The following is a 25,067-nucleotide window of genomic DNA, read 5'->3' on the forward strand; positions in this document are numbered from 1 at the left end:
GTCCCCTACGCGAAGTGGAAGTCGTTGCTGGTCAACGAGCCGAGCTTGGCGTTCTTCAGCGTGAGCGTATCGCTCCCCGTCGCGATCACGACATCGGTGCCTGACTGCGTCGCGTGGGAAAGAACGCTGGCAAAACTGTCGAACACACTCTTGCTGAACTCGATCGTGTCGTGAGCAGGTCCGCGGGCAACGAAGCCCTTGATGACGTCGTTGCCGAAGTTCGCGCCAAACACGAAAGTATCGGCCTGGCTGCTGCCAACGAAGGTGTCATCGCCGGAAGTGCTGGTCAGGGTCGTGTTGCCCGGCGAAGCGATGAACGTACTGCCCGCAATAGCCGCGTTGCTACCGGTTGCAGTGGATGACGTAGCTACGCTGGACGTACCGATCTGCCCGTCACTGTTCAGGTCCTGATGGAAGCTGGTCTCCAGCGTCTTGAGGCCAGAGTCCGTACCCGACACCGAGCCACCGTCCGTGGAGCCGGTCAGGGAGCTGACATGAGACACGTAGTTGCCGTTATTGTCGGTATTCCACGCCGTGTACTGACCGGTGCTCGTCTCCTTCCAGGCAACTTGATAGCCCGTCGCCGTCTTCTCCGCGCCAATGGGAGTCCAGGTGCCATCGGACCCGCCCACGAAATCCACGCCGTTATCCTTTAGCGTCGGGCCAGTGCCGGTGCTGCCGTTGAGGTAGTATTTGCCGCCACTCTCAACGAGACTTGTCACACCAGCCGATTCGACGACCTTGCCAGTCGTCGGGGTTGGCGACGTCGGGATGGTCGCAGTGGAAGTACCTACCTGCCCGTCACCGTTCAGATCCTGATGGAAGCTCGTCTCGAGCGACTTAAGGCCAGAGTCAGTACCCGACACCGAGCCACCGTCTGTGGAGCCGGTCAGGGAGCTGACATGGGACACGTAGTTGCCGTTATTGTCGGTGTTCCACGCCGTGTACTGACCCGTGCTCGTCTCCTTCCACGCAACCACATAGCCCGTCGCCGTCTTCTCCGCACCGATGGGAGTCCAGGTGCCATCCGACCCTTTCACAAACTGCACACCGTTGTCCTTCAGCGTGGGGCCCGATCCGGTGCTGCCATTGAGGTAATATTTGCCGCCGCTCTCAACGAGAGTTGTCGCGCCAGCTGACTCGACCACCGTGCCGGCAGTCGGCGAGGTCGGTGTGGCTGGCGCCGAGGTGCCGGTGATGCTGGCGGTGAACGCAGTGGACGCCGGGCCGGTATTGCCTGCTGCATCCGTTGCCTTCGCGGTAAGGCTGTGCGAGCCGGCCGCAAGGGCGCTGGTTGTATAGCTCCACCCGCCGGTGCTGTTGGCAGTCGCGGTCCCGATCTGGGTCGTGCCGTCGAACACCTTCACGACGCTGCTCGCTTCGGCACTGCCCGACATCACCACCTGATTGGCGGTGTTCACGGTATGGCTGGCAATGGTCGGCGCAGTCGGAGCCTTGGTATCGATAGTGATTGCCAACGCAGACGACGCCGCGCTGGTCTGACCCGACGAGCTGGTCGCCGTTGCGGTCAGCGTATGTTTGGCGTCGGTCAGGATCTTGGTGATGTAGTCCCAACTGCCGCTCGAGTCCGTAGTCGTCGAACCAATTTGGGTCGTACCGTCGTAGATCTTGACCGTGCTGCCGGCAGCCGCGGTGCCCTTGAGCTCGATGGTATTGTCGTTGGTAATCTTGTCGCCAGCGGTGCCGCTGTCGGTCGAGAACGACGCGATAGTCGGAGCATCCGGCGCGGTCGGCGTGCTGGGTGCGGTCGGTCCTTCAACCGGAAGGGGAGGCGGGATAAGATCGCCGGGGATGAGTTGACCGTCCACGATCGTGGCGTAGCGAACATTCTCCCATTGCGTGATGTGTATGTTCGCATTGACCTCCTCCAACCAAAGCGCGCCATACGCAAATGGCCCCACAAAATACACGTCCTTGAGGGCGAGGTAGTCATCGTGACCGGCTCCTGCGTCCGCGGCAATGCGCAGACCAAATGGGCCACCGTCGAACACCACGTTATTGAAAGTGAACGTTCCGCTATAACCATCTGCGATGAACAGCCCAGCAGTGGCATTCTGGTCGTGCGATACAATGGTCGAGTTTGTAATGGTCAGATTCCCGGTGGCGCCGGGAGCATAGGCCTGAATTCCGTCGGCGTGATCGCCCGACAGTCCCGTTGTCTCGATGTACGTATTGTTGATGGTGACATCACCGCTGCCCCCAATGCGCACGCCTTCCCTTGAAGAAATACGGACGTCGTCGATGGTGAACGAGCCGCTCCCTCCGACGGCGACAGTGTCGCTCTGGTCGGAAATGCTCACACCCGAAATCGTCTCTCCATTTCCAAGCCAGACCGTCCCCGAATTGGTCTGGTCGCTAAACATCGGATCATTCCATGTCAGAGGAATGGATGCCATCTAGTTTTCTCCTGTTAATTTCAATCTGGTTTGCCCCTGGCACGCGCCCAATTGTTTCCCCAAGCGACGCGACCCCAAGTGCGACTCTGCTGGCGCAGCGCCGTTGGGGTGCGTCTTCCCGGCGGGTGGAGGCTTTTTTGCGACGACACGACGGCTCACCCAAGGTAATTTCCTGAGCTACCCTAGACACATTCGCATCGCGCGAATTAAATGCCGGAAATTTCTTCAGTCCGATCAACCACTCGTGCACCGCATTGAACGAGGGCCACACGGAGCGGTCGAAGATATACAAAAGTATGCCGGAATCGATGTTACGCCTTCGCCACTAGACAACAGCTTACCAAGTGTCGTCGACGGCGCCACAGCAGAAAACAAATTAAATATTTCGATCCACAAGATTATCTGCCGCCAAACACGACATAATTTTTTGTCCAGACAATCAACAGCGCGAGCGTCCAGCAAGAGCATTTGAGCACACATCGCGCTGCGAACAATCCGAACCCGTATTGCCCGATTCAGGTAATGGCCAATCCAGCGCCATCCGCAAAGCGCCAAGCAAAGCAAATGCCGTTCCGGACACACCATTCAGATCGAGAGTTACGAGCGCGCACCGATCATCCTGATCGTTGATGTCCCCCGAACCCAGCACACAGTCACCCGCTCCCCCGGCAGGGTCGCAACAAGATGTTCGATCAGGTCCTGCCGACGACCTAACCATACTCCGCCGCGTCTGACTGATGCAAAGTCAAGCCACCGTCGTCGGTCTGCACCGATCAGAAACTCAGATCTCGGAAGCTCGCGTCAAGAAACTCGGCAACATGCTTTCTCGCCAATAATGCGTTCAAACCCGCGATCTGCTTCTCGTCGATAGCTCGACTGCTGACAGATCTCACGTTTGCCACAACATTCGACGGATTGGACGAGAAAAAGATGACGATCCCGTTTGGATTTGCATTCAGCGCATGAGCCAGCAGTAGATGAGCCAGCTCTGTCGAATCGCGTGGATCTACCTGCGTCAGCGAACGCCATTCAGCCGCCATCCGCTCATCGGACAACAATCTATCGAGCAGTATTTTAAATCGGCTGGTAAGAGACGAATGCGTAATCACGAGGCGGTTAGTTGCCGGAACTTTCCTGACGTTCATATTCCAGATGGCATTTGGAATCTGCACAACGTCGAACAGCGCTGCATATCTTTGGAGGATGGACACCGTCTCCTCTATGCCTGTCGCTATGCCAACGGCGCGGACCTTCCCTTCACGCTTGAGATCATCGAGAAGACGGATCAGGTCCGTTTCCTCTACGTCGGCAGCGCTGCACTCGTGCAGGAGTAGAACATCGAGATAATCTGTACGCAATTCCTTGAGACTAGTCTCGACACTTTCTCGGAATTCCACGAGACCAAAGGCTCCGAAACGCGGCAGATAGTTGGACGGCACAGGCAGGTAATTCTTTGAACTTGGCGCGACATTGTGCAGAAGACGAATGCTACGACCCATTGCGCGGACATGAAATGCGCGACTTTGTGGGACAATGCCCGCCTTGCTTGCCAGAACCAGGCGCTCCCGCTTTCGCGCCGCCAACTCTCCCAGAATGCCCTCTGCGCGACCGGCACCATACATTCGCGCAGTATCAAAATATGTGACCCCACAATCCATAGCTGCTTCGAGCAACTTAAGAGCCTCACGGCGGGTTCGTCGCTTGCTCAACAGTGCGCCGGATCCAAAACCTAGGGGGAGCATGTTTCGCGGAAGGATTTCTCGAAACGGCGCGGCAGCAGCCACCGTCATGACGCGCCTCCGGCTAGTCCGAATGCAGCTTCTCGCCTTGTTTGGGCGACGGTGCTCACCGCGTGATGGCATGCGCGCGCGGTCAGAGCGAGAATGGTCAACGTGGGATTTTGCGTGCCCTGGGACGGGAAACAGGCACCATCCGTAACGTACAATCCCTGTGCGTCCCAGCACTGGTTATTTGGATCGAGCACGGAGGTCGCGGGGTCGATACCCATCCGGGCGGTCCCGCACTCATGAATCGCGGAGCCAGGCGGGGCCGGCCGTTCATTAACCCGGCTCAACGTCACGCCAGCTGTTGCGGCGATCTCGCGTATGGCAGCTGCCTGATCGCGGGCACGCGCCAAATCCGCTTCGCTATAGCGGCAGTCGATATGCAATACGGGGATTCCCCATACATCCCGTCGTGTAGGATGTAGCGCTACTCGGTTTTCGGCACGAGGAAGCATTTCACCGAAGCTAACCGCAGTAAAATGGGAACGCCCGTGCCCTCCTGGAAATTGATACAACTGCACGCCAAAACCTCGCCCGCCGAGGGGCGCGGGCCTGTCGCGCGCATCGAAGCGTGGAAGGTAAATCGCGCACCCATCTTCGAGCACTGGGCTGGGCTTCAGCGGCGCACCTCCACCCCACCCAGTTACGACAATATGGTCCATCAAGTAGCGCCCCAGCGCGTCAGATCCTGCACCGAGCCCTTGGCCCCCTTTGAATGAACGCGAAAGCAAGAGTATTCGTGTCGACTCTAACGAGGACGCGCACAGAAAGACCAACGGAGCGCAAGCGCGTACGTCGGTTCCACTTTGTTGATCGAACCAGACTACGCCGCGTACGCGACCTGATCGATCAACATCGATTTGCCGTACGACTGCGCCCTCACGGCATCGAAGGCGCCCTGTAAGAGCAGCAGTTTCCAAGGCATCCAGCGGTGCGGCAAAGCGCGTGAGCATCGGCCGCGAGTGAGGCCACCGTGCGCGGATAGCTGCCATCAGCGCGAACTGATTCAGTGAAGGTTCAAGTTCTCGCGAGAGCTGACTGTCAGGCTGCCATGGTACGCTATCCATGGCACCGGCAAGCGCTAGCCGTCGCTCGATCATCGAATACCAGGGGTCCAACTCACCCGGCTCTAGCGGCCAAGGCGCGCTCAATCCATCGCACGGCGCAAGGTCGGAGGAGTTCAGCCGATAGTATTGCCGGCCGTGCCCTGGAAGGCCCACGCGTCCGCCGAGCGTTCGCGCTCGTATCCAGACAAAAGGTTGGCTCCGTGGCGTCACGTAAGGCAGGTCATGATCGTCAACAAACGAGTCCGGCGCTCGGCCCCAGATGCTGCAGCGAGATTGGATGGGCTGGCGCAACATGCCGAGGCCTCTCAAGGCCATCTTGCCAAAGGGAACAACCGCAGGAGGGAGCAAGCGAAGTGTCGCAGGGTCCGCGAGCCTACGGGTCATGCTGGCTATAGCTCGGCGTATCCCAGTCTTTCGCGGCGAATTCTGCCACCCGGCCTCAAGCACAAGCACGCGCAGGCCAGCCTCGGCGAGTAAGAGCGCCGCCAATCCCCCGGCGGCTCCCCCGCCGATCACGATCGCATCCTGCGCTCCCGGGCGCCGCAACTCCTCAATCGTCGTGGTACCTAATACACCTGAAAGCGCCGGCCCGATCTGCATGACAACTCTCTTCAAGCGAAAATTGGTCGGGGGCTAGCATGCCAAGCGGACAGCGATGGGCCACCAGCTGTGAACAGCGACTTAAGACAAATCCGTCGGCGAACCCGGTAACCGAGCGCTCCGGGTTTAATGCTTAGGCGCAACCGCCCCGGCAATGCATGCAATGAAAGGGAAATTATCGCTTCCGCAAAACCACTATCCATGGCTTTGATTTTCTGTGACAAATTGCAAAAACAAATAATGATAGGCGCACTTAAATACATCCGTCAACTGTTAATAGGCATTTAATTTCTGCATTGCACAAGCCAACCCATTTCTCCGAATATTCGGGGTGTGTAGCTCCTGCCAAAAGCACTACCTTCTCGCGGACAATACTCCCGGCCGGCTTTCAGGTAGAAACAACGCTTTAGACCGGATCCGCGGCACCGGAAGACCCGATGTGGCAGCGTCCAGCCACGACCTGATGATGCCCGCGCGTTGGGAGCGGGGGTGAGTCATTGGGGACGTGCTGTGATTCTGCGGGGCGTGGTACTCTCGATCCGATCACGGAACGATAGGAGCGCAAGACGTTTGCGGTAATCGTTCCCTGGCGGCTCACGGACAAGGGTCCGAGATGCGCAGGCGAATTGGCCGGGCGAAAGCTCACCTCACAGGTACTATGAAATCTGCAGTTCTCGCCCGCCGTACACACTTGATCTGTCGATAACTTCACCTGTATTAAACTATCTGACGTCGAATACGCGTTGGCAGGTTGGGAATGCTTGCAGCACTTCACTACCACGCATGGCGCCGGGTGCGCGCCGCGTACTATGCCTTCGGATTGGCCCGGCTGCCTTTTGGCGACGCGCTGGGGCGTGCCGTTAGCGAGTGGGAGACTGCGCAGGGGTTCGGTGACAGCCCAAAAGCGAAATCCACTTGGGACGCCGAGTACAGCGATGGCCTCTGGACCTACATGCAGCGCGAAGTAGCTCGCTACTGGACACTCATCGGTTTCATGGACGCTTTTAGACGTGGCGGCGAGTACCTGGAGATCGGCTGCGGAGACGGAATGCTATTCGAGCGCTTCAAGCAGCTTGGATATGAACGCTATGTCGGAGTGGACATCTCTGACGTGGCAATCGAGAAGCTCCGTCTGTACAACGATGATCGCACTGACTTTTCTCAGGCTGACGGCGACGTGTACGAGCCCGACGGCCGTTTCGATGTCATCGTCTTTAACGAGTCTCTTTTCTATTTGCGCGACCCCGTTCGGTCGCTCGAGCGTTACGCGCAATCACTCAAACCGGGAGGCTGCATCATCGTCTCGAACTACACCGCATCGCGGCGATCATTGGCAGTGTTGCGGGAGGCAAAACGAGCATTCGAGGTGATCGACGAGGCCAAGACGACTCAACGGGCGATGTCCTGGCTTTGCACAGCACTGAAACCGCCCAAATACTAAAGCGCTAGTGATACCGCAAGCGCATGAGTTGGCGATAGAGCCCGAGCTTTGTGCTGATTTTCCAGGAAACGCCGCGCATCGCATCCGGATCGCGCAAGTGGCGGCGCATGTACTCAGCATCCATGTTGTTCGTCATACAAAGGCGGGAGTACAAAAACGATTCGAAGCCGCGATGATATCCAAGCTGGATTGTAAAGAGGTGTGTGTAGCCAGCCCTCAGCGCCGCCTCCCAGACCCGTCGGGAAAACCGTCCATATGGGAAAGCGAAGAGAGCTACCTGTCGACCGAGGCGATCCTCAAGCATCGACTTGGACACACCGAGCTCGCGCTCGAGTTCTGCGTCCGAGACAGTCGTCAAATCGACGTGGGCCATGCCATGTGAGCCGATCGCAACACCCCCCTTGGCAAGCTCCTCGATCATGTCCCAACTCATACGTCCCGGCGAGCCTACAAAGTCTACCGGGATAAAGGACATGAAACCCGGGATACGACCGGTCGTCATGTAACGGGCGTAGACATGCGTATAGTCCGAAATAAATCCATCGTCGAAAGTCAACAGGACCGCGCCGGTGCCGTGGGATGTCGGATCGGAGCAATGCTCCAGAAACTTCTGGGGCGAGACCAGTGCCTCCCCGCAAAGTGCGAGATGCACTTCGAACGTTTCATGAGTCAGGCACCACGCGTTCGAAGGCGAGGCTTCCACCAGCTCATGATAATTCAAGACGATCATAGAGTTTCTATCAGATCTGAAACCCGCCGGGCCCAAGCCTGCCAGTTCAATCGGGCCTCGAAGGCGTCGCGGCTCGATTGTCTCAGGCGTGCCAGCCGATCCTGGTTAGCAAAGGTCTCGAAGATGACCGCCGCATAGTCCGCCTTCGTCGCTTCCGGTGGCAACAACAAGCCCGTCTCCCCGTTGCGGACAGCGCAGGGGACGCCGCCAGTGGCCGGCGCAATGCTCGGTACTCCATGGGCCGCGGCTTCACAGAACACGATTCCATAGCAATCCGCCCGGGTCGGCAGCAGAAATAGATCCGCGTCCCGATAGAGTTGATCCAATCGGTTGCGCTGTTCGCGATCACACTTGTCGAGATAAGGGATGATCGTCAGGCCATCCTGAGCAACTGACTTCGGCGGAGTACATCCGCAGATCACGAGCTCCGCCTCCATGCCCCTCTTCCTCAGTTCAGCGAGGACGCCGACCGCGATGTCAGCGCCCTTCTCCTCCCAGTTGGCGCCGATGAAGAGGAGACGGCAGGGACCCGGCTTGCGGCACCCTAGCACGGAGGCACGATCCGGCGCTTCTTCGAGGTTGGCGCCCCAAGGAATGACATGCACCCGGCTACGGTCGGCACCGTAGTCCCTGATGGCAGATTCGGCTGCCCATTCCGACGGGTAGAGGATCAGATCCGCGCGCGCGATCGTGTCCCGCTCCACGCGTTCAGCGATGTCCCGAGCACCTCGCGACAAGTTTCGATAGTTAGGATGGTAGTTCTCAATGAGCCGAAAGGTCGCGTCGGACGCATAGACGAGCGGAACGCCGTTAGGCACACTCCATGCAAAGGTAGAGCCGGCCGGCGCGAAGACGATATCGGGCGACACCGCTCGGATTTTACGCGCAGAGTCCGCTGCATATTGTGCAACGACCGCCCCCGCATGCAACGGGGAACGGCCGCGTCTGCGAAAGGCACGGCAAAGCCTGGAATACGTCTTGTATAGGGGCAATATCGGTGCGCTCAACGGACCGATATGGACCACCTCGTGACCTTCACCTGCGAGCGATCTCGACATGTGAAACGGGGTACCGGACCAGAACCTGACCAGGCGCCCATCCCCGATCGTGGCGAATGCAATCCGCCGTGCCGCCGGCCTGTCGGAGATGTGGTTCTGAGTCATTCTATTCCCGCACACACGGACCATCGACCACTTCGCCGGAAAGATCTCTCATGGAGCGAGCGAGCGATCGCTGGATAGAAGTAGCTTTTTCAAACCCGCAGTAAGCGACAGAGGCATAAGAGCCACGCCGGCTCTCATAACGAGAGGTACGTGTCCCGTTTCGGCAAATCCGCGAGCGTAGGTTGAGATCGATTTCATTCGTCTTCCCGAGTGCAGATAGATCCATCCCAAATCCTTGCAATGCCGAGCGATTGCACGATTTGCCGCTTCGAGCGCTTCGCGATCTCGCCGAAGCCCCTTCTTCTCGCTCACTGCCAGCTGCAGCAAGGACGATTTATCCTCCTCCTGGAGTTTCGATAGGGTTGAATCCTCGAGCACCCGCATAACTGCGAGCTTGCGATCGACGTATCCAAATCCATGATGCTTCGAGATTCTCAGGTACAGTTCCCAGTCCTCGCCCGAACACCATGATTCATTATAACCTCTAAACTCATCCAGAACAGTGCGCCGGATCAATACCGCAGTCGGCTTGATAGGCACTTCTTCCAGCAAACACAGATACATCTCACGGCTGCTGAAGAGAAAGACATCGAAATCAGAACGCGCGCGCGATGCGAGCAGTTTCGGAAATGCACGCATGCTTGAGACAATTGACGAGATGGATCTGCCACGGTCGACCTCAACGTCACAGAACACCGCGCCAATCTGACGATGACGCCGCAAAACATCGACGAGACTGCTGAGCATCTCCGGCTTCCACAGGTCATCCGAATCCAGATGAGCAACGATATCGCCGTTGGCGGCCTTTATACCCGTGTTGCCTGCCGCACTCACCCCGCGATTGCGATCATGCCTAATGTAACGCACTTTGTCGCTTCGAAACTTTTTCACCGTTGCGGCCGTGCCGTCTGTGGATCCATCATCAACGACGATTATCTCGAAATTCGCATACGTCTGATTCAAGGCACTCTCGATCGCTTCCCCGATGATGTACGCACGATTGTAAGTTCGTATGATAATGGAAACCTTCATGCTTTAGTCCTGCGCAGCGAGAAATCCTGATCGGCATCCCTGCCAGCCTAATGACCTCGCGGTCCCCCGTCTTCAAATGTCTCCGGTAATCGGGTCGCACCTCTTTCGCGCAATATGGCGGTCTCCGCGAGGTTCGCTCGCATCCCGGTAAACACAGCGATGAGGATCCAACAAATGCCCCAAAAGTGCACAATGAACCCTAGAAACGCGATCGTCGCTATTACAATTCCGAGCGCCACTGACAGCCGTCTCTCTTCGGGAGTAAGGTGAGGCGATTTGTCGATCGAGCCAAGCCAGCATGCGCTGGCAATTGTCAAAAGGATCAACGCGCTTCCCGGAATTCCATACGACATTGCGGTGGCAAGCCAAAAGGCATCCACGCTCGAACTCACGAGCGCGCCATGCGACTGCCAATTCCAGTCGCCATTCAAACCAATTCCGAAGATCGGCGAACCGAGGACCACAGGTCCTCCCGTGTCCCAAATCGCTTGACGGGCCCAGGCCGCCTCTGGGCTTACTCCGCTAAGTCGCACAAGGGTTGCGACCGGGCTGCCAGAGAAAGTGAAAACAACAAGGAGTAGAGCGGTCACACACAACCCGACCAACTTCCATCGGGCAGCGAAGCGAGGGCTTGCGGCATAGAAACTCGCCAGCGCAAATCCGATCAGATAGGCCAACAATGGACTGCGCGCCTGCGAAAACCACACACCGATGAGGGCGATGCCCGCCACACCCCAGCCGAGTACCTGGTGCCTGAACGTAGTGAAGGCCACGACCCCAAACCAAACGCAAACAGCACCGAACAATATCGAATGCTCGAGCGGCCCCATGGCGCGAACGACACCGTCCCGATAGAACGTGTCAGCCCTGATTGCTAATGGTCCATCGTAACTAAGCTTCGCATAGCCGGTAATACCTTTGATGAACTCATAGGTGAACAGTTTATCACTCAGCGGGTCAAGAAGCGCTATGCCGACGATCAAGATCATCAGCTTGCAGGAGAACCGTGCTATTCGAACGGAACTATCGACCGGCCCAAGAAGAAACCGGAACGTCAGGTATGCGCCCACAAACTCGAGCGCTTCGATTCCAGCCCCTTTAAAACCCGCAGGACCATCAGTGACTGTGGCAGCCAACATCATCCAAACGCCCGTGAGCGGGGCCAAGATATCCGATGGGACGCAGACGACGGTTCGCGCGCCTAGACGCTGTCCAAGCTGCTGTAGCGCGGCGATGAAGGAACAGAAAATTAGAACTCGAGCAACCGAGAGGCGAAAATCGCCGACGAAGAAAGACAATCCTTCGGGCAAGACAATCGCGACCAACAATAGCTTCAGATACAGTTCCGTCCCCCAACGCGGCGCCCCCGCGGCGCGACCAACTGGACTCCACTGCCGACCATACAGATACGTAAGCTGAGAACCCGATTCCAATTCTAAGCTTTTGCGGGTCAACGCGAGTACCTCAAATATCTGAGACGTTCTGCAAACAAGTAGCGCGCTCGAAGCCGAGGCGCCGCACAAAGCGACAATTCCTCCCTACGAGGCGCTTCATTTCGTGGTCTCCAGGGGAGTCGCCAGGAAGTCACGACGCAGGCGGCTCGCTACGCTGGGTGAAATCAAGGCGTAAACCAGCGCTTTGTAGTAGTGCGGATCCGCTGGGTGCAAACACGCACATTGCCAACCCGTCTTTAATGCCGACAACCGACGGTTCGACCTACGCCAATCCAGCACGCTCTTGATGAAATGGGCGGCGATGTTGTTGTCCAATAAACTGTTGTTAGATCCTCTGTAGCCGCACATCGCATCCGCGCAACCCTGCTCAAACCGCAAACCGCGCCGCTCGCATGCTCGCCTGAAGACATCGACCTCAAACTGCTTCCGCCAGGTTGGCGCCCGTCGGCTGAGGGAATTGGGAAGAATGCGGTAGGCATAAAGGCACTCCCCCAATACGATCATCGGATGCACCTCCCCGACTCTCCATATGTAATCGCAGGTCTCGGCAACCATTAACGACGGCTCGAACCGGATATCGCCAACCAATGACATTCGAAACATTCCCGTGGGATCGAGAGCCGGCATTTGAAAGGCCCTGATCTCGGACTGGCAGTCGCTCTCGCTTTTCGGCGAAAACACGGGTGCCATGAATCTCTCGTTGATGATGAGCTCGTTGCCGCAGAACACGGCAGCCAAATGCGGACTGTTGAGCAGCGCACGAACCTGCTTTTCGATTCTAGTTGGATAGCTGATGTCATCCGCGTCTTGAATTGCGTAAAACTCGCCGCGGATCCGATCGAGCGCTCGATTGATAGCAACAGGCTTGCCTGAGTTCGCTTGATGGATCACGCGAACACGCTCATCTACCAGCAAATCCTGAACTGAGCTGAAGCAGCCGTCCGAACTACCATCGTCGACAATGAGAATATCCAGATTCCTGTATGTCTGATTAATTATGCTCAACAGCGACGGTCGAAAATATTTACCAGCGTTGTACACGCACATCACGACCGTGACCAAGGGTTCTTCAGCCATTCCTCCAGCCTTGGGCGGATGTGCCTCGGACATCACGAAACGCTCCTAGTCAGTCGGGCCTGACACGCCGGCGCCATCTGCACGACCTCCCGGTTCGCTGGCCAGACTTTTGCAATTCTTCAGCGCGCAGACCAAGAATGGCCTTTCTCGGGTTCCGCCGGAGGCCCAGTCCGTAAGCACATGAAATTCCGCCTACTCACCGCTTTGTCTGCACTCAAGAATAAAACTCCGCGTCGTCTCAGGAGGCATGGCATACGCCTGTCAGCCCCGGAGCCCCTCGGAAGGCCCTCCGTATCCAAACATAATTAAATCGCTTTTAAATTTCAATCGCCATCCATTTAAATATTAGAGACGCGCTTTGGTTATGTTATAACATCGAGCCTCGACTGAAATACCGGCCTCGCGCCCTGACCAAGCTCCACGTTTACTGGTGCGGCCGGCAAAGCCCACGCCGGCGCAGCCTAATCCCGGCGACGCGGGCTTCGGTTGAACTTTAGAGGAAGCCCTCGGAATTAAAACATGCGATCTTTGCCTATTTAATTTGGACAGCCTTCAGTTTATTTATTATATTCATTGTAGATACACGAAGCTTCGCCAACCGAGTTCCGCTTGATTGCCCGCGGGCCGCGACCCGGCGAGAACGAAAGGCGGCGCATGCAAAGTGACAGCCCGATCAAGAAGGTTGGACAGAGCGATCAGCCGAAGGCATCGGCAAGCTCGTCAGTTTCGCGTCATAGTGAGGACACTGCACCTCTACGGCCTCACCGATCGCTTAGCCGGCAGTCGATCCGCCGTTGTGGCTAGGTACTCGATATGATTTGTAAAACTTGCTTGTCAGACAGCGAACATCGCCACCACGTCTTTATTGAGATGATGTTTGGCACAAAAGAGCGGTTTGAGTATCAGGAATGTAGTGATTGTGGGACGATCCAGCGCTTATCGGACGTAGCCGATGAGAGTCGCCTTTACCCCGATGGGTATTACTCATTCTCCAGACCGTCGCGAAATTCGCGTGTTACTGCCGTCAGGGACGCGCACGCACTCGGCACTAAGAGCATATTGGGAGCCGTGGCGTCCTTTGTGAGGTACGATCCGATCGTAGCGGTCATCGGATGCTTTGGAATTGATCCCAGTTCTCGAGTGCTGGACGTAGGCTGCGGGTCCGGGAAACTTCTTTACAGAATGTCTGCGGCAGGGTTCAAGAATCTTACAGGAGTCGATCCCTACATTGTCGAGCCAGCAGCAGGTGCCGTGACGATTCAAAAATCGGACCTTCAGAGTATGTCCGGCGAGTTTGACTTCATCATGTTCAATCATTCGTTAGAACACGTGCCCGAGCCGGACCAAAGTCTTAGCAATGCAAGAAGGTTGCTTGCGCCCGGCGGCCGCATTCTGGTTCGCATCCCAACCTCATCCTCGCATGCGTGGAGAGAGTACGGCCCGAATTGGGTGCAACTGGATGCGCCGCGCCACGTTGTGATACCCTCTCGCAAGGGAATGAATGCATTGGCGGAGCGCTGCGGTTTGCGTGTTAGGCAATCAATCGACGATTCGACTGCATTTCAGTTCTGGGGAAGCGAAATGTACAAGAGCTCCAAGCCGCTAGCATCATCCAGACCAGATGATGTGTTCAGCCGGCGGGAAATGAGAGGGTTTGCCAAGAGGGCGGCAAAGCTGAATACTGAACAGCAAGGCGATCAGGTAGCTTTCCTGCTGAACGCTGCCTAGGGCTGAATCACCGTAAGTCCAAGCCGAGGCTCACGCTTGAAGTGCAAGGGCATGAGAGCGATTGACTAAGAGATCGGCCAAGCCTGCGACATGCGGCGCGGACTGCAGGGTCCTCCCGGCCCCGCTCTGGACGGATGAGAATTCGTAGCTAATTGAAAGCTTCACCGGAAGGTTGCCCTGCGGGGGTGTGAGACCTCGGCGAGGACATTTTTGCCTTCCTTGAATCGATATGTGCAACCACCTTGCTCATTGAAGCAGAAAGAGCGCTGTTTGAATATCTTTCTAGAACCATGCTTTCAGCGCTTGCCACAAGCGCGTCATAGACCGTTTCGTTGCTTAAGGCCCTATACGCCTCGCAAAAGCTACGATCATCATCGAACTCCAAAAAATGAACGCCAGAGACGACATCCAGCCCTTCTACACCTTTCCTTGTAGAGATAATGGGCCTCTCCAAGAGTGCCGCCTCCAAAACCTTTAACCGCGTCCCGCTACCCTCGAGCAATGGCACAACAACCGCTCTACAGTCCTTGTAGTACTCGACGACATCAGGGACATCGGGATGCAACTCGACTCCCTTTGAGCGAGCGCAAGCTTCGATCACCTCTGGCAATGGGTCACGTCCAACAACCAAAAGAACGGCATCGGGGTACACATTCCTGTAGAGCGGATACACGTTTTCCAAAAACCAGAGCAAGCCGCTGACATTAGGCTGATAGTGAAGCGCACCAATAAACAGCAAAATGTGTCGGCCGGCGAACCCGCTCCCCATGGGGAGTTCTCCTGGACCTCTCATCCCCAACGTGTTTGGCACAACGAAGATACTTTCAGAGGCCATTTCACCCCACAGATCCAATTTATCCTTCTCGGAACATACCAAGCAGGCGCCAAAGGCGGTCACACAACGAGTTTGATAGTAAGTCAGGAGCACCTTGTTGATGGCACGGAACAGTTTCCTCAAGGCATTATTCGTCGGGGTAAACAGCGTATCATAGAGCGAAAGAGTCAGGACGTCATCAATATCAACGATGACCTTCATTTTCGCCGTCTGTGACAATCCAAAAAACCCGGCGGTATTCCTGAGGTATCGCACCAGCACAAAATCGTAGCCGCCAAACTCTATTAGCGCGACCAACTTCTCCATCGAGGCTTTGCTATACTCTCTAACGGGATACGGAAAGCCACGAACCGACATTCCGAACCGTCCCCGCAAGGTTCTAGGGTACTCCAGCTTCTGTAAACAATATTTCCCAAAGAATACGTCATCCTTTTCGAGATGCCCCCCCGCTCCTGCCATCTGTCGCAGACCGGAGGGCAAATCCGAGAGATACGCAATATCGACGGGCCCAAGGCCGGCAAAGTACCGTGCGAGATTCATGGTTCTGATGTCAGCGCCAAACTTCTCAGGCAGAGGATACCTGTCGCTGATCACTAGGGTCTTCTTCATCGAACTTACAGCAAAAGAGTCGGTTAAACTCGGAATCTGATCCTTCAATCAGCCTCGCACCAAATGCTCTCGAGCGGTTCGCAGCAACTCGCGAACCTGCCGGCCTGGACCGCCGAATGAAAGAACAATCAATTTCAAGAACACCGGCAGCATGAAAGGCTTCAGCTTCAATCCCTTCAAATAATATGATCTCGCTGATATAGAATCGCCCTCTGAATAATAGATCTCAGCCAGCGCCACCATGATGCGTGAACGGATCCACGTCTTCTCCTGCTCAGTATAAGGGCTGCGATCGAGTGTCGCTTCCACCTGCTGAAGATCTATAGTGGACCAGGATGTCTGCCCCATCCACGAATAGGGTTTTGAGGCACAATGTTTGGCATAGAAGTTGGCGAGCGCACCCAAGCAAGCCTTGTATACTGTCAGGGCGCCTTTCTCCTTGGCAGCCTGCGATATCATCGTGATGACGGCCAACTCGGAGTGCCAGCAGATATCGATCTTCTCTTGAGTGATGGCGTTTGTCATACTGAGTTCATGTTCACGGTAACACACCATCGGCTCTGCAAAGTATGCGACGTGATAGTTCAAGGAGAACAATAACCACATGTACCAATCGCCGCCCCAAATGAAATCGACCGGAATTCCGGCCCATACCACGTCGACCGGATAGAGGCTCAGTTTCTCGTAACAGTCACGTCGAACAAGCACCGACGCAGCCAGAATCGCATTTCCTTTTACTTTCAATGAGTGCTTGATGATCTCCTCTCCCCTGACGATCGTATCGACGTCTCCATAGGTCGAGTAATCTATCACTGCACCTTCTTTTCCACGTCTCAGGCTAACCCCGGGGCAGAAGGCAAGACCGACCTCCGGATGATTTTCCAGGGTTTCGACGTATCTTTGCAGTATGTACGGTCGGCGCAAGCGATCATCGGCCGATATAAGCCAAACGTACTTCCCTCGACTTAAAAGTATTCCCTTGTTGTAATTCCGGAGCGCTCCCAGATTCTGCTCGTTCCTGACATAGGTAACTCGGCTATCTGTGAATGTTCTGGCAACTTCTTCCGTGTTGTCCGGAGAGCAATCATCCATGATGAGGATTTCGAAATCCTCAAAGGTCTGCGAGAGGATGCTGTCGACACATTCTGGCAAGAAAGCAGCCAGTCGGTAGCAAGGGACGACAAAGCTAACAAGCGGCTTTTGCATTTGGAATAACTCGCCTATTGTGGATCCGCACTTTGAAGAGCCTAAGCCGTAACTCGCCCGATGACGCGCCATGAAGAGCGCACAGGGCGTCTTGGGCCTTGAGGAACGCGGCCTATTACAATGCAGAGGCTTGGAGCTCCCTTCGCAACGCGCAGGCGACCCGCTCCTGATCTTCCTCGTTCATCTGCGCGTAAATTGGCAACAAAATCGAATTGTCCTGCGCGAACTCGGAGTGCCGCAGATCGTGGCGGTGCTTGTCCTTGGCGTAGGGCGCTTCCCGGTGCGAGCACATAATGCCGCGTCGAGTCGCGATGCCCTGATCGAGCAGGCTTTGCATGATCTTGAGCTGGTCGACGCGGTCCGGCAGCCCAACGCAATAGCTCTGCCAATTGGACCGCGCCCAATCGGGCTCGATCGGCAGTCTCAGGCCTGCGAAATTGCCGAGCATTTCTCGATAGCGGGCCGCGATCGCGCGGCGTCGAGACACCAGTGCAGGCAGCCGCTCGAGCTGCTCGCGTCCGACCGCGGCCTGTATATCGGTCATGCGGTAGTTGTAGCCGACTACCAGATAGTCCTCGAAGATCACCTGCTGTGAGCCGTGCCGCACGATGTCCGGAACGCTCATGCCATGCTGGCGCAACAGCCTGAACTTATGGTCGAGCTTCGCATCGGAGGTGGTGAGCATCCCACCCTCGCCGGTCGTGATGACCTTGCGGGGGTGAAAGGAGAAGCAGGCGATCCGCCCATGCGGCTTGCCGACGCGCTCCCAGCTGCCATCCACTCGGATCTGGCTGCCGGCTGCGCAGGCCGCATCCTCGATCAAGATGATGCCCTGGCGATCGGCCAGCGTGGCGAGGGCTGTCAGATCGCAGGGCATACCCATCTGGTGGACGGCGATCACCGCGCGTGTGCGCCGAGTGATCGCTTCGGCAACCCGGTTAGGGTCGATATTGTATGTACCGGGATCGATGTCGACAAAGACCGGAGTCGCGCCGCAATACCGGATGCAATTGGCCGTGGCGATAAACGAGTGGCTGGCCGTGATGACCTCGTCGCCAGGCCCAATCTCCAGGGCGACGAGCGCCAAATGCAGGGCGGTTGTGCAGTTGGAAACGGCGCAGGCATAAGGCGCACCGACCAGGGCCGCAAAATCGCGCTCGAAGGCTGCCACCTGTGGGCCCTGCGAGACCCAGCCGGAGAGTACAGCTGCGCGAGCTGCGTCGGCCTCCTCCTCAGCAAGCAACGGTAATGCGATCGGAATCACGGGATTATCGCCCTCCTGCTGGCGAGCCGCCCACACCAACCCCCCGCCCCCGGACCTGGCGCTACATCGATCTCAGAACTGGCCCGATGATCTTGAGCTTTCAAACCTGACAAGGGCATCAAGGACTATTCCTATCCTGGAGCGCGATGCGGTGTGGCGATTTATTTGTCATAGATTATTATAATTAAGTCAATTAACCAAACGATAATAATTAAATCTAATGTGGATCTCCGACACTGTCGGGGACAGCTTCAGGCGCCAACCTGGCTTCCTTGCAGCCGATGCGCACGACACTACGGTCGCGTAGCCGAACCTCACGCGACACAACCGCGTCAGCGCAGATGGTCGCCCGGGGGAAACCGCGATCGAGTCCCCCTCGAGGAGGCATGACTATCATCCACTTTCAAGCTCGAGGTAATCTTGCAAGCAATGCCGTCACGAGAAATCACGATGCGCGAAGACATGGAGCTGCTGGTCCAGCTGTGACGGCATTCCGACCGCCAGGATACTCATAGCACCGCGCCTGTGTAATGAGGTCCCTCAGGTCGCGCCAGATGGGGCCACTGCGTCAGCCAGAGGTCGGCGCAATGACCAATACGGTCGCCCGACATCGAAAGCTGCTCGATGTTGGCGATGCTGTCGAGCCAGATAGTGCGCGCACCCATCATTTGTCCAAACCGTAATGCCAAATATCCCGGAGCGGCACCCGTCGAAACGACGATGTCCGGCCTTTCATTCCAAACGATCCAGGCCATTCTGCGCGCCGCCTTCAACAGCGCGAGTTTGGTCAACCGGTTAGCATCATTGACAAGGTAGAATTTGTGGTCGGGCACCTGCGCTTGATAGGAGTCGTGGACGGTGACGAACGTGACTTCGCAATGCTCGAAGGCGGGTTTGATCCGCAACAGCTGCACCCAATGGCCCCCACCCGAAGAGACCGCCAGCAGTTTCGGCCGAGTGCCGGGTGACCGCGGCGTGTTATTCTTGAGCAACGTCTTGCGGTGAAAAACCGGGCTGAGAAGCATGGGCTGGCCTCCCTAGAACGCTGCAAGCTCGCAAGCTCCCATCAACGGATCGGGTCCTCGGTGCCTGCATTTAATGTTTTAATTTAAATTAACAGGCCGCCATTTAAAATCAAGCGATTTATATGCGGAGCACGTCCGATTTCCTGTCATGCCAGCCGCATTGGAATCTTACTTGATTGAATCTGATAGTACCGCACGGGAAGTGTCGTCGCGTTGCCAACGATGAGCTCCAAGTCGGGAACCCAGGGTAGCCTTACAGCGAGCGGCAATGTTGACCCCACAATAAATCAATAGTCCGGCCCATAAGCGAGGTTCCTTGAACAGCGCAATGAGCGCCCGGCCATTCGCCGGTCCTTTGTTGACGCGCAGTTCAGGAAAGCGCCGGGCGAGCTCGAATGTTCCCCTGTAGGCACGAGTTCTGACGGCGAGAAGCTGCAGCAGAGTGCGTGGGGCGAATACCGTGGACCTAACGCGGGGCAGTGTCTCCCGCTCTTCTGGTCTGAACTGAAGTCGAACAAAGGTGTCATCAGCGGTGATGTCTGGAAATTGGCCGAACCGCTTGCGTCCCGCCTCAGATAAGGCATAGACGCCAGAACCGCCGATACCCTCCCGCGAAGATGGCAGCCGTGACCGGATTCCGAAGTATTTACGGACGAGCCAGGAACAGCCTGCCAGATTGATGTCGGCTGTAGGCGCGACCGCCAAAACGCCACCTTCATCGAGGCGTCTTGCCAAAGCCAGAATGGCATCAACGGTAATCAGAATATCGGCATCAACATAAATCCGCGGAAAAACGTCCGCGATTTGATCGCCAAGGTTCAGAGCGTGGGTTTTCCTTGCGATGTTCGATTCCAAAACATTGACGGCTGGGCCGAAACGCCGGGCGACGTTCGCAGTGTCGTCTGAGCACCCGTTGCAGACGACGATCACACGGATCTGGTCCGAAGCTGAGTTGCCAACCCATTGCCTCAACGTCCGTGCGATCACAGAACTCTCATTGTGGGCTGGGACGACGATCGAAATCATGAATGGTCCGGTCGAGATCGATCAAATTTGCGTATCTGAGGCTGCCACAGGTTCGATCAGCCTCATGGGGTGGTTCAGCCTCGCAGGCGATGGCTTTGCGCGGGCGCCCACAGGCATCGACCGAGCCGACTACAGGGGCGAACCCGTGCTTACCCCCGTCTGCGGACTCTACCGAACCTAGCCGGATGGCAGGGCCGCGCGTTCCGCCTCGGCGTCGAACGCTCCGACGCCCAAGCAGAGAGAGCGGCCGGGCGCGTCGCTTCGGTCTCTTGATCTGCAAGTAGCGACATTGCGATCGGAATCACGACGCCGCCGCCTGCCGCTGATGTTCCGAAGCGAGCTCGCGCTCGGATCGCCACCATTTCACGAGATCTGCGAGCCCTTGCTCCAGCGAAACCGTGGTGCGGAAGCCCAGCAAACGCTCTGCCTTACCCGTCGAGGCCAGCCGTCGCGGTACTGGGTTGACCGAGCGCTCCGGCGCGAATTCGGGCGTGAGGCCGCGGTGTCCCATCACCGACGCAAGTACCGTAGCCAGCTCGGTCAGGCTTGTTTCAGTGCCGCTCCCGACGTTAAAGACCTCATCGGTAATCTTTGCCCTGGCGGCAAGGATGTTGGCACGCGCGACGTCGCGGACGTGGACGAAATCCATGGTCTGACGGCCGTCGCCAAAGATAACGGGAGGCAATCCGGCTTCCAGCCGCTCCATCCAGCGGATCAAGACCTCGGTGTACCGTCCGTGGATGTCCATCCGGCTGCCATAGACGTTGAAATACCGGAATGCCACATAGTCGAGGCCGCATGCATCGTTGAAAGCCCGCAGTAGCCCTTCGTTAAACGCCTTGGCGGCCCCATAGAGGGTTCGGTTATTGTAGGCATTCTGCCGCTCTGTCGTCGGAAACTCCTCAGCCATGCCATATACCGATGCCGAAGAGGCCGCGATGACCTTCTCAATATCGTGCTTGATGCACAGCTCCAGCAGGTCGTAGGTGGCATCCACCATGACCTCCTTGGCCAGGCGCGGTTCGGCCGCACAATGAGTAATGCGGAGCGCGGCCTGGTGAAAGACGATGTCGGCAGCCTTGACCAACGCTTCCATCAGCTTGCGATCGCGAATGTCGCCGTGAACCAGCCTTACGGGTCCACGCCCGAGCGCCCGCCGGAGATTTTCCGGCCGGCCTCTGATCATGTTGTCGAGGGCAACAATCTCGATGCAGCCCTCGTTGCAGAGCAGATCAACGATGTGGGAGCCGATAAATCCCGCCCCGCCGGTGACCAGAACGCGTTTACCCTTGATATCGATCAAGACGCTCTCCTGTTGTGGGACCATGTCATGAAGCTTTGTGGATGCTCCGACCGGGTGCTGATGTCTGCGCTAGGCTGCAGCGCCGCACTCCTCAATATTCCGACAACCTCGGCCGTCCGTTCCGGCGGCAACTCGGGATAGATGGGAAGAGAGAGGAAGTCGTTCGCGAGCATCTCAGTGACGGGGAAATCACCGACCCGATAGCCGAGTTCTGCATATGCCCTCTGCAGATGCACTGGGACGGGATAGTGAATTCCGGCGCCAATCCCGGCATCACGCAATCGGTTCAGCGCGTCGTCGCGGCGCTCCGATCTGACCGCATAGACGTGATACACGTGGCGGGCGTACTGGGGCGGCTGGGGACGCGCGAATGGAAGACCAGAAAGCAGCGCATTGTATCGCTCAGCCAGCGACCGACGTGCATCCGTCCAATGCTCAATAAAGTCCAGCTTGACATTCAGTACCGCGCTCTGGATTTCGTCCATGCGATAGTTGTATCCGGCAATGACGTGGTCGTACTTCGCCTCCTGCCCCCAATCCCGCAACAGGGACACACGGCGTGCGAATTCAGGCCGGTCGGTGACGACCGCCCCACCCTCGCCAAACGCCCCGAGGTTCTTGCCCGGATAAAAGCTGAAACATCCCAGATCGCCGATCGAGCCTGCGCGACGTCCGCGATATTCCGCGCCGTGCGCCTGCGCGGCGTCCTCAATGACGACCAGCCCGTGACGACGCGCTATGGCCATTATCGGATCCATGTCGGCCATCAGCCCGTGGAGGTGAACTGGCAGAATCGCCTTGGTTCGCGGTGTGATCGCAGCTTCGATCAAGCTGGGATCCATCGTCCATGTTACCGGGTCAACGTCGACAAATACCGGCCTGGCGCCGCTGTAGAGAATAGCTGCGGTTGTTGCGACGAACGTCATGGAAACCGTGATGACTTCGTCACCGGATCCGACGCCGGCCGCCAGCAAGGCAAGGTGAAGCGCCGAGGTGCCACTGTTCACCGCGCGACAAGCGGTGGTCCTGCAATAGTTTGCAAAGCGTTCCTCGAAGGCTGTGACCTCGGGTCCGAGCACAAAGTGCCCGCTACTGACGACCCTCGCCACCGCGGCGTCGATTTCCGGCTTGATCTGGCTGTATTGCGCTTTCAGGTCCAGGAAGGGTATCAAGATTCAAAGCCTTGATTTGATCGACATTATATCGGCTATTTAAATCCGACTATTAAATTTAATCAAGCGTTAAATTCAAGCAGAATATATATTACCGGTGGTAGTCTTTCTGAAGCGGCTCTGCTGAGCTACGACCGCTTGGCACCCCGTCGTCAGCGGCGGACAGAATCCGAGCAGGCACGCCGGCCACGACGGCGCCGGGGGGAATGTCCTTTGTCACCACTGCTCCCGCACCTACGGAGGCCCCCTCTCCGATCGTCACGCCGCATAGAATGGTCGCATTCGAGCCGATGGAAGCTCTCCTACCAACGTGAGTGCGCTGAAGTGTCCAGTCCGAAGCCAGCTGAGGACGACCATCTGCGGTTGTCGCCTTCGGATATTTGTCGTTCGTGAACATCACACCGTGGCCGATGAAAACTTCGTCTTCGATCGTGACGCCCTCGCAGACGAAGGTATGCGACGAAATCTTACAACGCGCACCTATCTTTGCCCCCGTCTGAATCTCGACGAAGGCTCCAATCTTGCTCTCATCGCCAACGGCGCAACCATACAGGTTGACCAGCTCGGGATGAAATATCCTGACGTCGCGGCCTAGCTTCACATCCTTCGTTATAGGCACGGTTGTCCTCCAGATTATGCCGGACGTGATCGACGCAGCCTCGGCGCACTCCGGAAGAGCCCGTCTACAACGTGGCGAAGCTGATGCAGCAGCGGATGGCCGGTCATTATCAATCCGCACCACCAGCCGAGGCCGGCAATGGGGAACGACAGTATCAGGCCGGTCAGGGAAGTAAGCATGCCCGCTTCGATCAATGCGGCGCAAGCCAGTACACCGGGGGCCATAGCGAACGTCACCAGGCCGCTCTTCAGAGAGGCGCGGAAAAACTCCCCTGAACTGAAGGCCAGATGACGTTTGAGGAAATATATCACCACGGCTGTCTGGAACGGCAGTGTTGCGAGGGCCGCGCTTGCGACAGCCTCTACGCCGAAAAAGGATGCGCACAGAACGACCAGAAGCGAAGGTGGTAGCGAGATGAGCGAAGACACCAAGGCGTCGCGCACGCTTCCAACCGCGAGGAACACGGGATAGGTAAGGCAAGCGGCGAATAGCGCAAGATTTGCAATGCAGAGAATGCGGACCAAGGGAACTATCTCCAGCCACGTCTGCCCGAGCCAAATCAGAACGATCGGCTGAGCCATGAGCGCGACAAAAATCAAGAACGGCCACTGCACAGCCGAAAGTAGTTCAACGGCCTCGAGATAGACGGCCTTCAGATCCGCCCCTGCCCTGCGTTGTGCGACAATCGCCGGCATAATGACAGGATTTAGAGCCTGCGCGACGAGCCGGTCGAACATTTGTGTCAGATTGGTGGCCCGGGTGTACAGACCGACAGATCCAAAATCCAGGATCTTGGCGAGCAGCAGCTGCGGCGCCAGATTGTAGACGAGATTGATGACGCTGACCGCGCTGGAGTAAAGACCGAAGTTGACTACCTCGCGATGCCCAAGCAGCGATGGACGCAAGGCGCCCCAGTCCCGATGATTGGCAAGCAGCATCACGGTGAATACAATGCTCCCCGCCAATCCGCCCCAGATTGGCGCCATGTAGCTGAATCCCGCCATCGCAAGCACGATCGATGCGAGGGCCGTCGCCGCTCCGGTTGCCAGGTTGCACACGGCCAGCGTGCCGAATTTCATGTCGCGGCGGAGCAGAGCGGATGTTGTCCCGTGAAACGGGACTAGAACAAAATTCAGCGCCGACACCTGGATGCCCTTTCTGAGACTGTCCTGGGCAAAGAGCTCCGAGAGCGGGCCCGCAAGCACGAACAGCAGAAGCGCAATTGATACCGATATTCCGAGCGTGATGGTGAACGCGGAGCGAACGTCCGCCGTGGATAATTCACGCTTCTGAATCAGATAGTTTCCGCCCCCGAACTCAAAAAAGGATGCGCCAATCACCGTCGTGATGGCAGTGACGACTGCATAGACCCCGAATTCTGCCGGCGAAAGCAGACGAGCGAGGATAGCGGTGGCAACGAAGACCAGGATAAGGCTGCCATAGCGGTCGGCCGCTGAAAACAGGATGGAACGTTCTACCGAATTCATCGCGAGACCGTCGCGCTGTTCGCGGACA

Annotated in this window: 19 protein-coding genes; 2 read left to right on the plus strand and 17 right to left on the minus strand. The window is 57.1% G+C overall.

The genetic code is table 11. The annotated features are described in order from the left end of the window. Nucleotides 1-5 precede the first annotated feature (5 nt). The 3 genes from I6F36_RS02850 to I6F36_RS39980 all read right to left on the minus strand — a co-directional run bounded on the left by I6F36_RS02850 (nt 6) and on the right by I6F36_RS39980 (nt 5,868). Nucleotides 6-2,417 carry an Ig-like domain-containing protein gene (locus I6F36_RS02850; protein WP_225171008.1) on the minus strand — a complete coding sequence of 804 codons (2,412 nt, stop codon included), beginning with the start codon at nt 2,415-2,417 and terminating at the stop codon, nt 6-8. Nucleotides 2,418-3,190: 773 nt separating this feature from the next. Next, on the minus strand, nt 3,191-4,207 hold the full coding sequence (locus tag I6F36_RS02855; protein ID WP_225171009.1) for an aldo/keto reductase: 1,017 nt from the start codon (nt 4,205-4,207) through the stop codon (nt 3,191-3,193). Next, a complete protein-coding gene (locus I6F36_RS39980) occupies nt 4,204-5,868 on the minus strand; it encodes a GMC family oxidoreductase (RefSeq protein ID WP_225132516.1) in 1,665 nt (554 codons plus the stop codon). The genes I6F36_RS02855 and I6F36_RS39980 overlap by 4 nt, the downstream gene beginning before the upstream one ends. 757 nt (nt 5,869-6,625) lie before the next feature. Between I6F36_RS39980 and I6F36_RS02865 the strand changes: the two genes are divergently transcribed. After that, nucleotides 6,626-7,309 (plus strand): bifunctional 2-polyprenyl-6-hydroxyphenol methylase/3-demethylubiquinol 3-O-methyltransferase UbiG, encoded by a 684-nt coding sequence (locus I6F36_RS02865; RefSeq protein ID WP_057029397.1) that lies wholly within the window; start codon nt 6,626-6,628, stop codon nt 7,307-7,309. Between the two features lie 4 nt (nt 7,310-7,313). On the opposite strand, the gene I6F36_RS02870 is transcribed toward I6F36_RS02865, so the two are convergent. The 5 genes from I6F36_RS02870 to I6F36_RS02890 form a co-directional block, all read right to left on the minus strand. Further along, nucleotides 7,314-8,039, minus strand: a complete 726-nt coding sequence (locus tag I6F36_RS02870) for a polysaccharide deacetylase family protein (protein ID WP_225132517.1) — start codon at nt 8,037-8,039, stop codon at nt 7,314-7,316. Beyond that, nucleotides 8,036-9,226, minus strand: coding sequence for a glycosyltransferase family 4 protein (locus tag I6F36_RS02875; protein ID WP_338129059.1), 1,191 nt, complete (start codon nt 9,224-9,226; stop codon nt 8,036-8,038). Before I6F36_RS02875 ends, I6F36_RS02870 begins: the two co-directional genes overlap by 4 nt. 24 nt (nt 9,227-9,250) lie before the next feature. Further along, complete coding sequence (locus tag I6F36_RS02880; RefSeq protein ID WP_225132519.1) at nt 9,251-10,234, minus strand: glycosyltransferase; 984 nt, start codon at nt 10,232-10,234, stop codon at nt 9,251-9,253. Nucleotides 10,235-10,281: 47 nt separating this feature from the next. After that, nucleotides 10,282-11,559, minus strand: coding sequence for an O-antigen ligase (locus tag I6F36_RS02885; RefSeq protein WP_225132520.1), 1,278 nt, complete (start codon nt 11,557-11,559; stop codon nt 10,282-10,284). Nucleotides 11,560-11,784: 225 nt separating this feature from the next. Next, nucleotides 11,785-12,798, minus strand: coding sequence for a glycosyltransferase family A protein (locus tag I6F36_RS02890; protein WP_225132521.1), 1,014 nt, complete (start codon nt 12,796-12,798; stop codon nt 11,785-11,787). 840 nt (nt 12,799-13,638) lie between these two features. On the opposite strand from I6F36_RS02890, the gene I6F36_RS39645 reads away from it, so the two are divergent. Beyond that, complete coding sequence (locus I6F36_RS39645) at nt 13,639-14,493, plus strand: class I SAM-dependent methyltransferase (RefSeq protein WP_225144653.1); 855 nt, start codon at nt 13,639-13,641, stop codon at nt 14,491-14,493. Nucleotides 14,494-14,641: 148 nt separating this feature from the next. On the opposite strand, the gene I6F36_RS02900 is transcribed toward I6F36_RS39645, so the two are convergent. From I6F36_RS02900 to I6F36_RS02940, 9 genes are all read right to left on the minus strand, one after another. Then, the gene (locus I6F36_RS02900) at nt 14,642-15,985 is read right to left on the minus strand and encodes a glycosyltransferase (protein WP_225171010.1); all 1,344 of its coding nucleotides are present in this window, start codon (nt 15,983-15,985) and stop codon (nt 14,642-14,644) included. Then, nucleotides 15,986-17,143, minus strand: coding sequence for a glycosyltransferase family A protein (locus I6F36_RS02905; protein ID WP_225132523.1), 1,158 nt, complete (start codon nt 17,141-17,143; stop codon nt 15,986-15,988). Between the two features lie 115 nt (nt 17,144-17,258). Next, entirely contained in the window at nt 17,259-18,407 is a 1,149-nt protein-coding gene (locus I6F36_RS02910) for a DegT/DnrJ/EryC1/StrS family aminotransferase (protein ID WP_225132524.1), read from the minus strand. A gap of 509 nt (nt 18,408-18,916) precedes the next feature. Then, nucleotides 18,917-19,432 carry a UDP-N-acetylglucosamine--LPS N-acetylglucosamine transferase gene (locus tag I6F36_RS02915; protein ID WP_225132525.1) on the minus strand — a complete coding sequence of 172 codons (516 nt, stop codon included), beginning with the start codon at nt 19,430-19,432 and terminating at the stop codon, nt 18,917-18,919. 168 nt (nt 19,433-19,600) lie between these two features. Beyond that, nucleotides 19,601-20,458 carry a glycosyltransferase gene (locus I6F36_RS02920; protein ID WP_225132526.1) on the minus strand — a complete coding sequence of 286 codons (858 nt, stop codon included), beginning with the start codon at nt 20,456-20,458 and terminating at the stop codon, nt 19,601-19,603. 301 nt (nt 20,459-20,759) lie between these two features. After that, entirely contained in the window at nt 20,760-21,752 is a 993-nt protein-coding gene (locus tag I6F36_RS02925; RefSeq protein WP_225132786.1) for an NAD-dependent epimerase/dehydratase family protein, read from the minus strand. Nucleotides 21,753-21,757: 5 nt separating this feature from the next. Further along, on the minus strand, nt 21,758-22,933 hold the full coding sequence (locus tag I6F36_RS02930; RefSeq protein WP_225132527.1) for a DegT/DnrJ/EryC1/StrS aminotransferase family protein: 1,176 nt from the start codon (nt 22,931-22,933) through the stop codon (nt 21,758-21,760). A gap of 91 nt (nt 22,934-23,024) precedes the next feature. Further along, complete coding sequence (locus I6F36_RS02935; RefSeq protein WP_225144585.1) at nt 23,025-23,552, minus strand: acyltransferase; 528 nt, start codon at nt 23,550-23,552, stop codon at nt 23,025-23,027. Between the two features lie 14 nt (nt 23,553-23,566). Then, nucleotides 23,567-25,039 (minus strand): oligosaccharide flippase family protein, encoded by a 1,473-nt coding sequence (locus I6F36_RS02940; RefSeq protein WP_225132529.1) that lies wholly within the window; start codon nt 25,037-25,039, stop codon nt 23,567-23,569. Between the last annotated feature and the right edge of the window lie 28 nt (nt 25,040-25,067).

Origin of the sequence: Bradyrhizobium sp. BRP19 (assembly GCF_020194195.1) — a bacterium.
Classification (GTDB): Bacteria; Pseudomonadota; Alphaproteobacteria; order Rhizobiales; family Xanthobacteraceae; genus Bradyrhizobium; species Bradyrhizobium yuanmingense.

Coding starts and splice junctions, on each gene's coding strand:
- I6F36_RS02890 (WP_225132521.1), bottom strand. CDS start 12,798: ATGTCCGAGGCACATCCGCCCAAGGCTGGAGGAATGGCTGAAGAACCC.
- I6F36_RS02850 (WP_225171008.1), bottom strand. CDS start 2,417: ATGGCATCCATTCCTCTGACATGGAATGATCCGATGTTTAGCGACCAG.
- I6F36_RS02940 (WP_225132529.1), bottom strand. CDS start 25,039: ATGAATTCGGTAGAACGTTCCATCCTGTTTTCAGCGGCCGACCGCTAT.
- I6F36_RS39645 (WP_225144653.1), top strand. CDS start 13,639: ATGTTTGGCACAAAAGAGCGGTTTGAGTATCAGGAATGTAGTGATTGT.
- I6F36_RS02920 (WP_225132526.1), bottom strand. CDS start 20,458: ATGATTTCGATCGTCGTCCCAGCCCACAATGAGAGTTCTGTGATCGCA.
- I6F36_RS39980 (WP_225132516.1), bottom strand. CDS start 5,868: ATGCAGATCGGGCCGGCGCTTTCAGGTGTATTAGGTACCACGACGATT.
- I6F36_RS02875 (WP_338129059.1), bottom strand. CDS start 9,226: ATGGTCCGTGTGTGCGGGAATAGAATGACTCAGAACCACATCTCCGAC.
- I6F36_RS02865 (WP_057029397.1), top strand. CDS start 6,626: ATGCTTGCAGCACTTCACTACCACGCATGGCGCCGGGTGCGCGCCGCG.
- I6F36_RS02915 (WP_225132525.1), bottom strand. CDS start 19,432: ATGCTTCTCAGCCCGGTTTTTCACCGCAAGACGTTGCTCAAGAATAAC.
- I6F36_RS02870 (WP_225132517.1), bottom strand. CDS start 8,039: ATGATCGTCTTGAATTATCATGAGCTGGTGGAAGCCTCGCCTTCGAAC.
- I6F36_RS02880 (WP_225132519.1), bottom strand. CDS start 10,234: ATGAAGGTTTCCATTATCATACGAACTTACAATCGTGCGTACATCATC.
- I6F36_RS02855 (WP_225171009.1), bottom strand. CDS start 4,207: ATGACGGTGGCTGCTGCCGCGCCGTTTCGAGAAATCCTTCCGCGAAAC.
- I6F36_RS02905 (WP_225132523.1), bottom strand. CDS start 17,143: ATGCAAAAGCCGCTTGTTAGCTTTGTCGTCCCTTGCTACCGACTGGCT.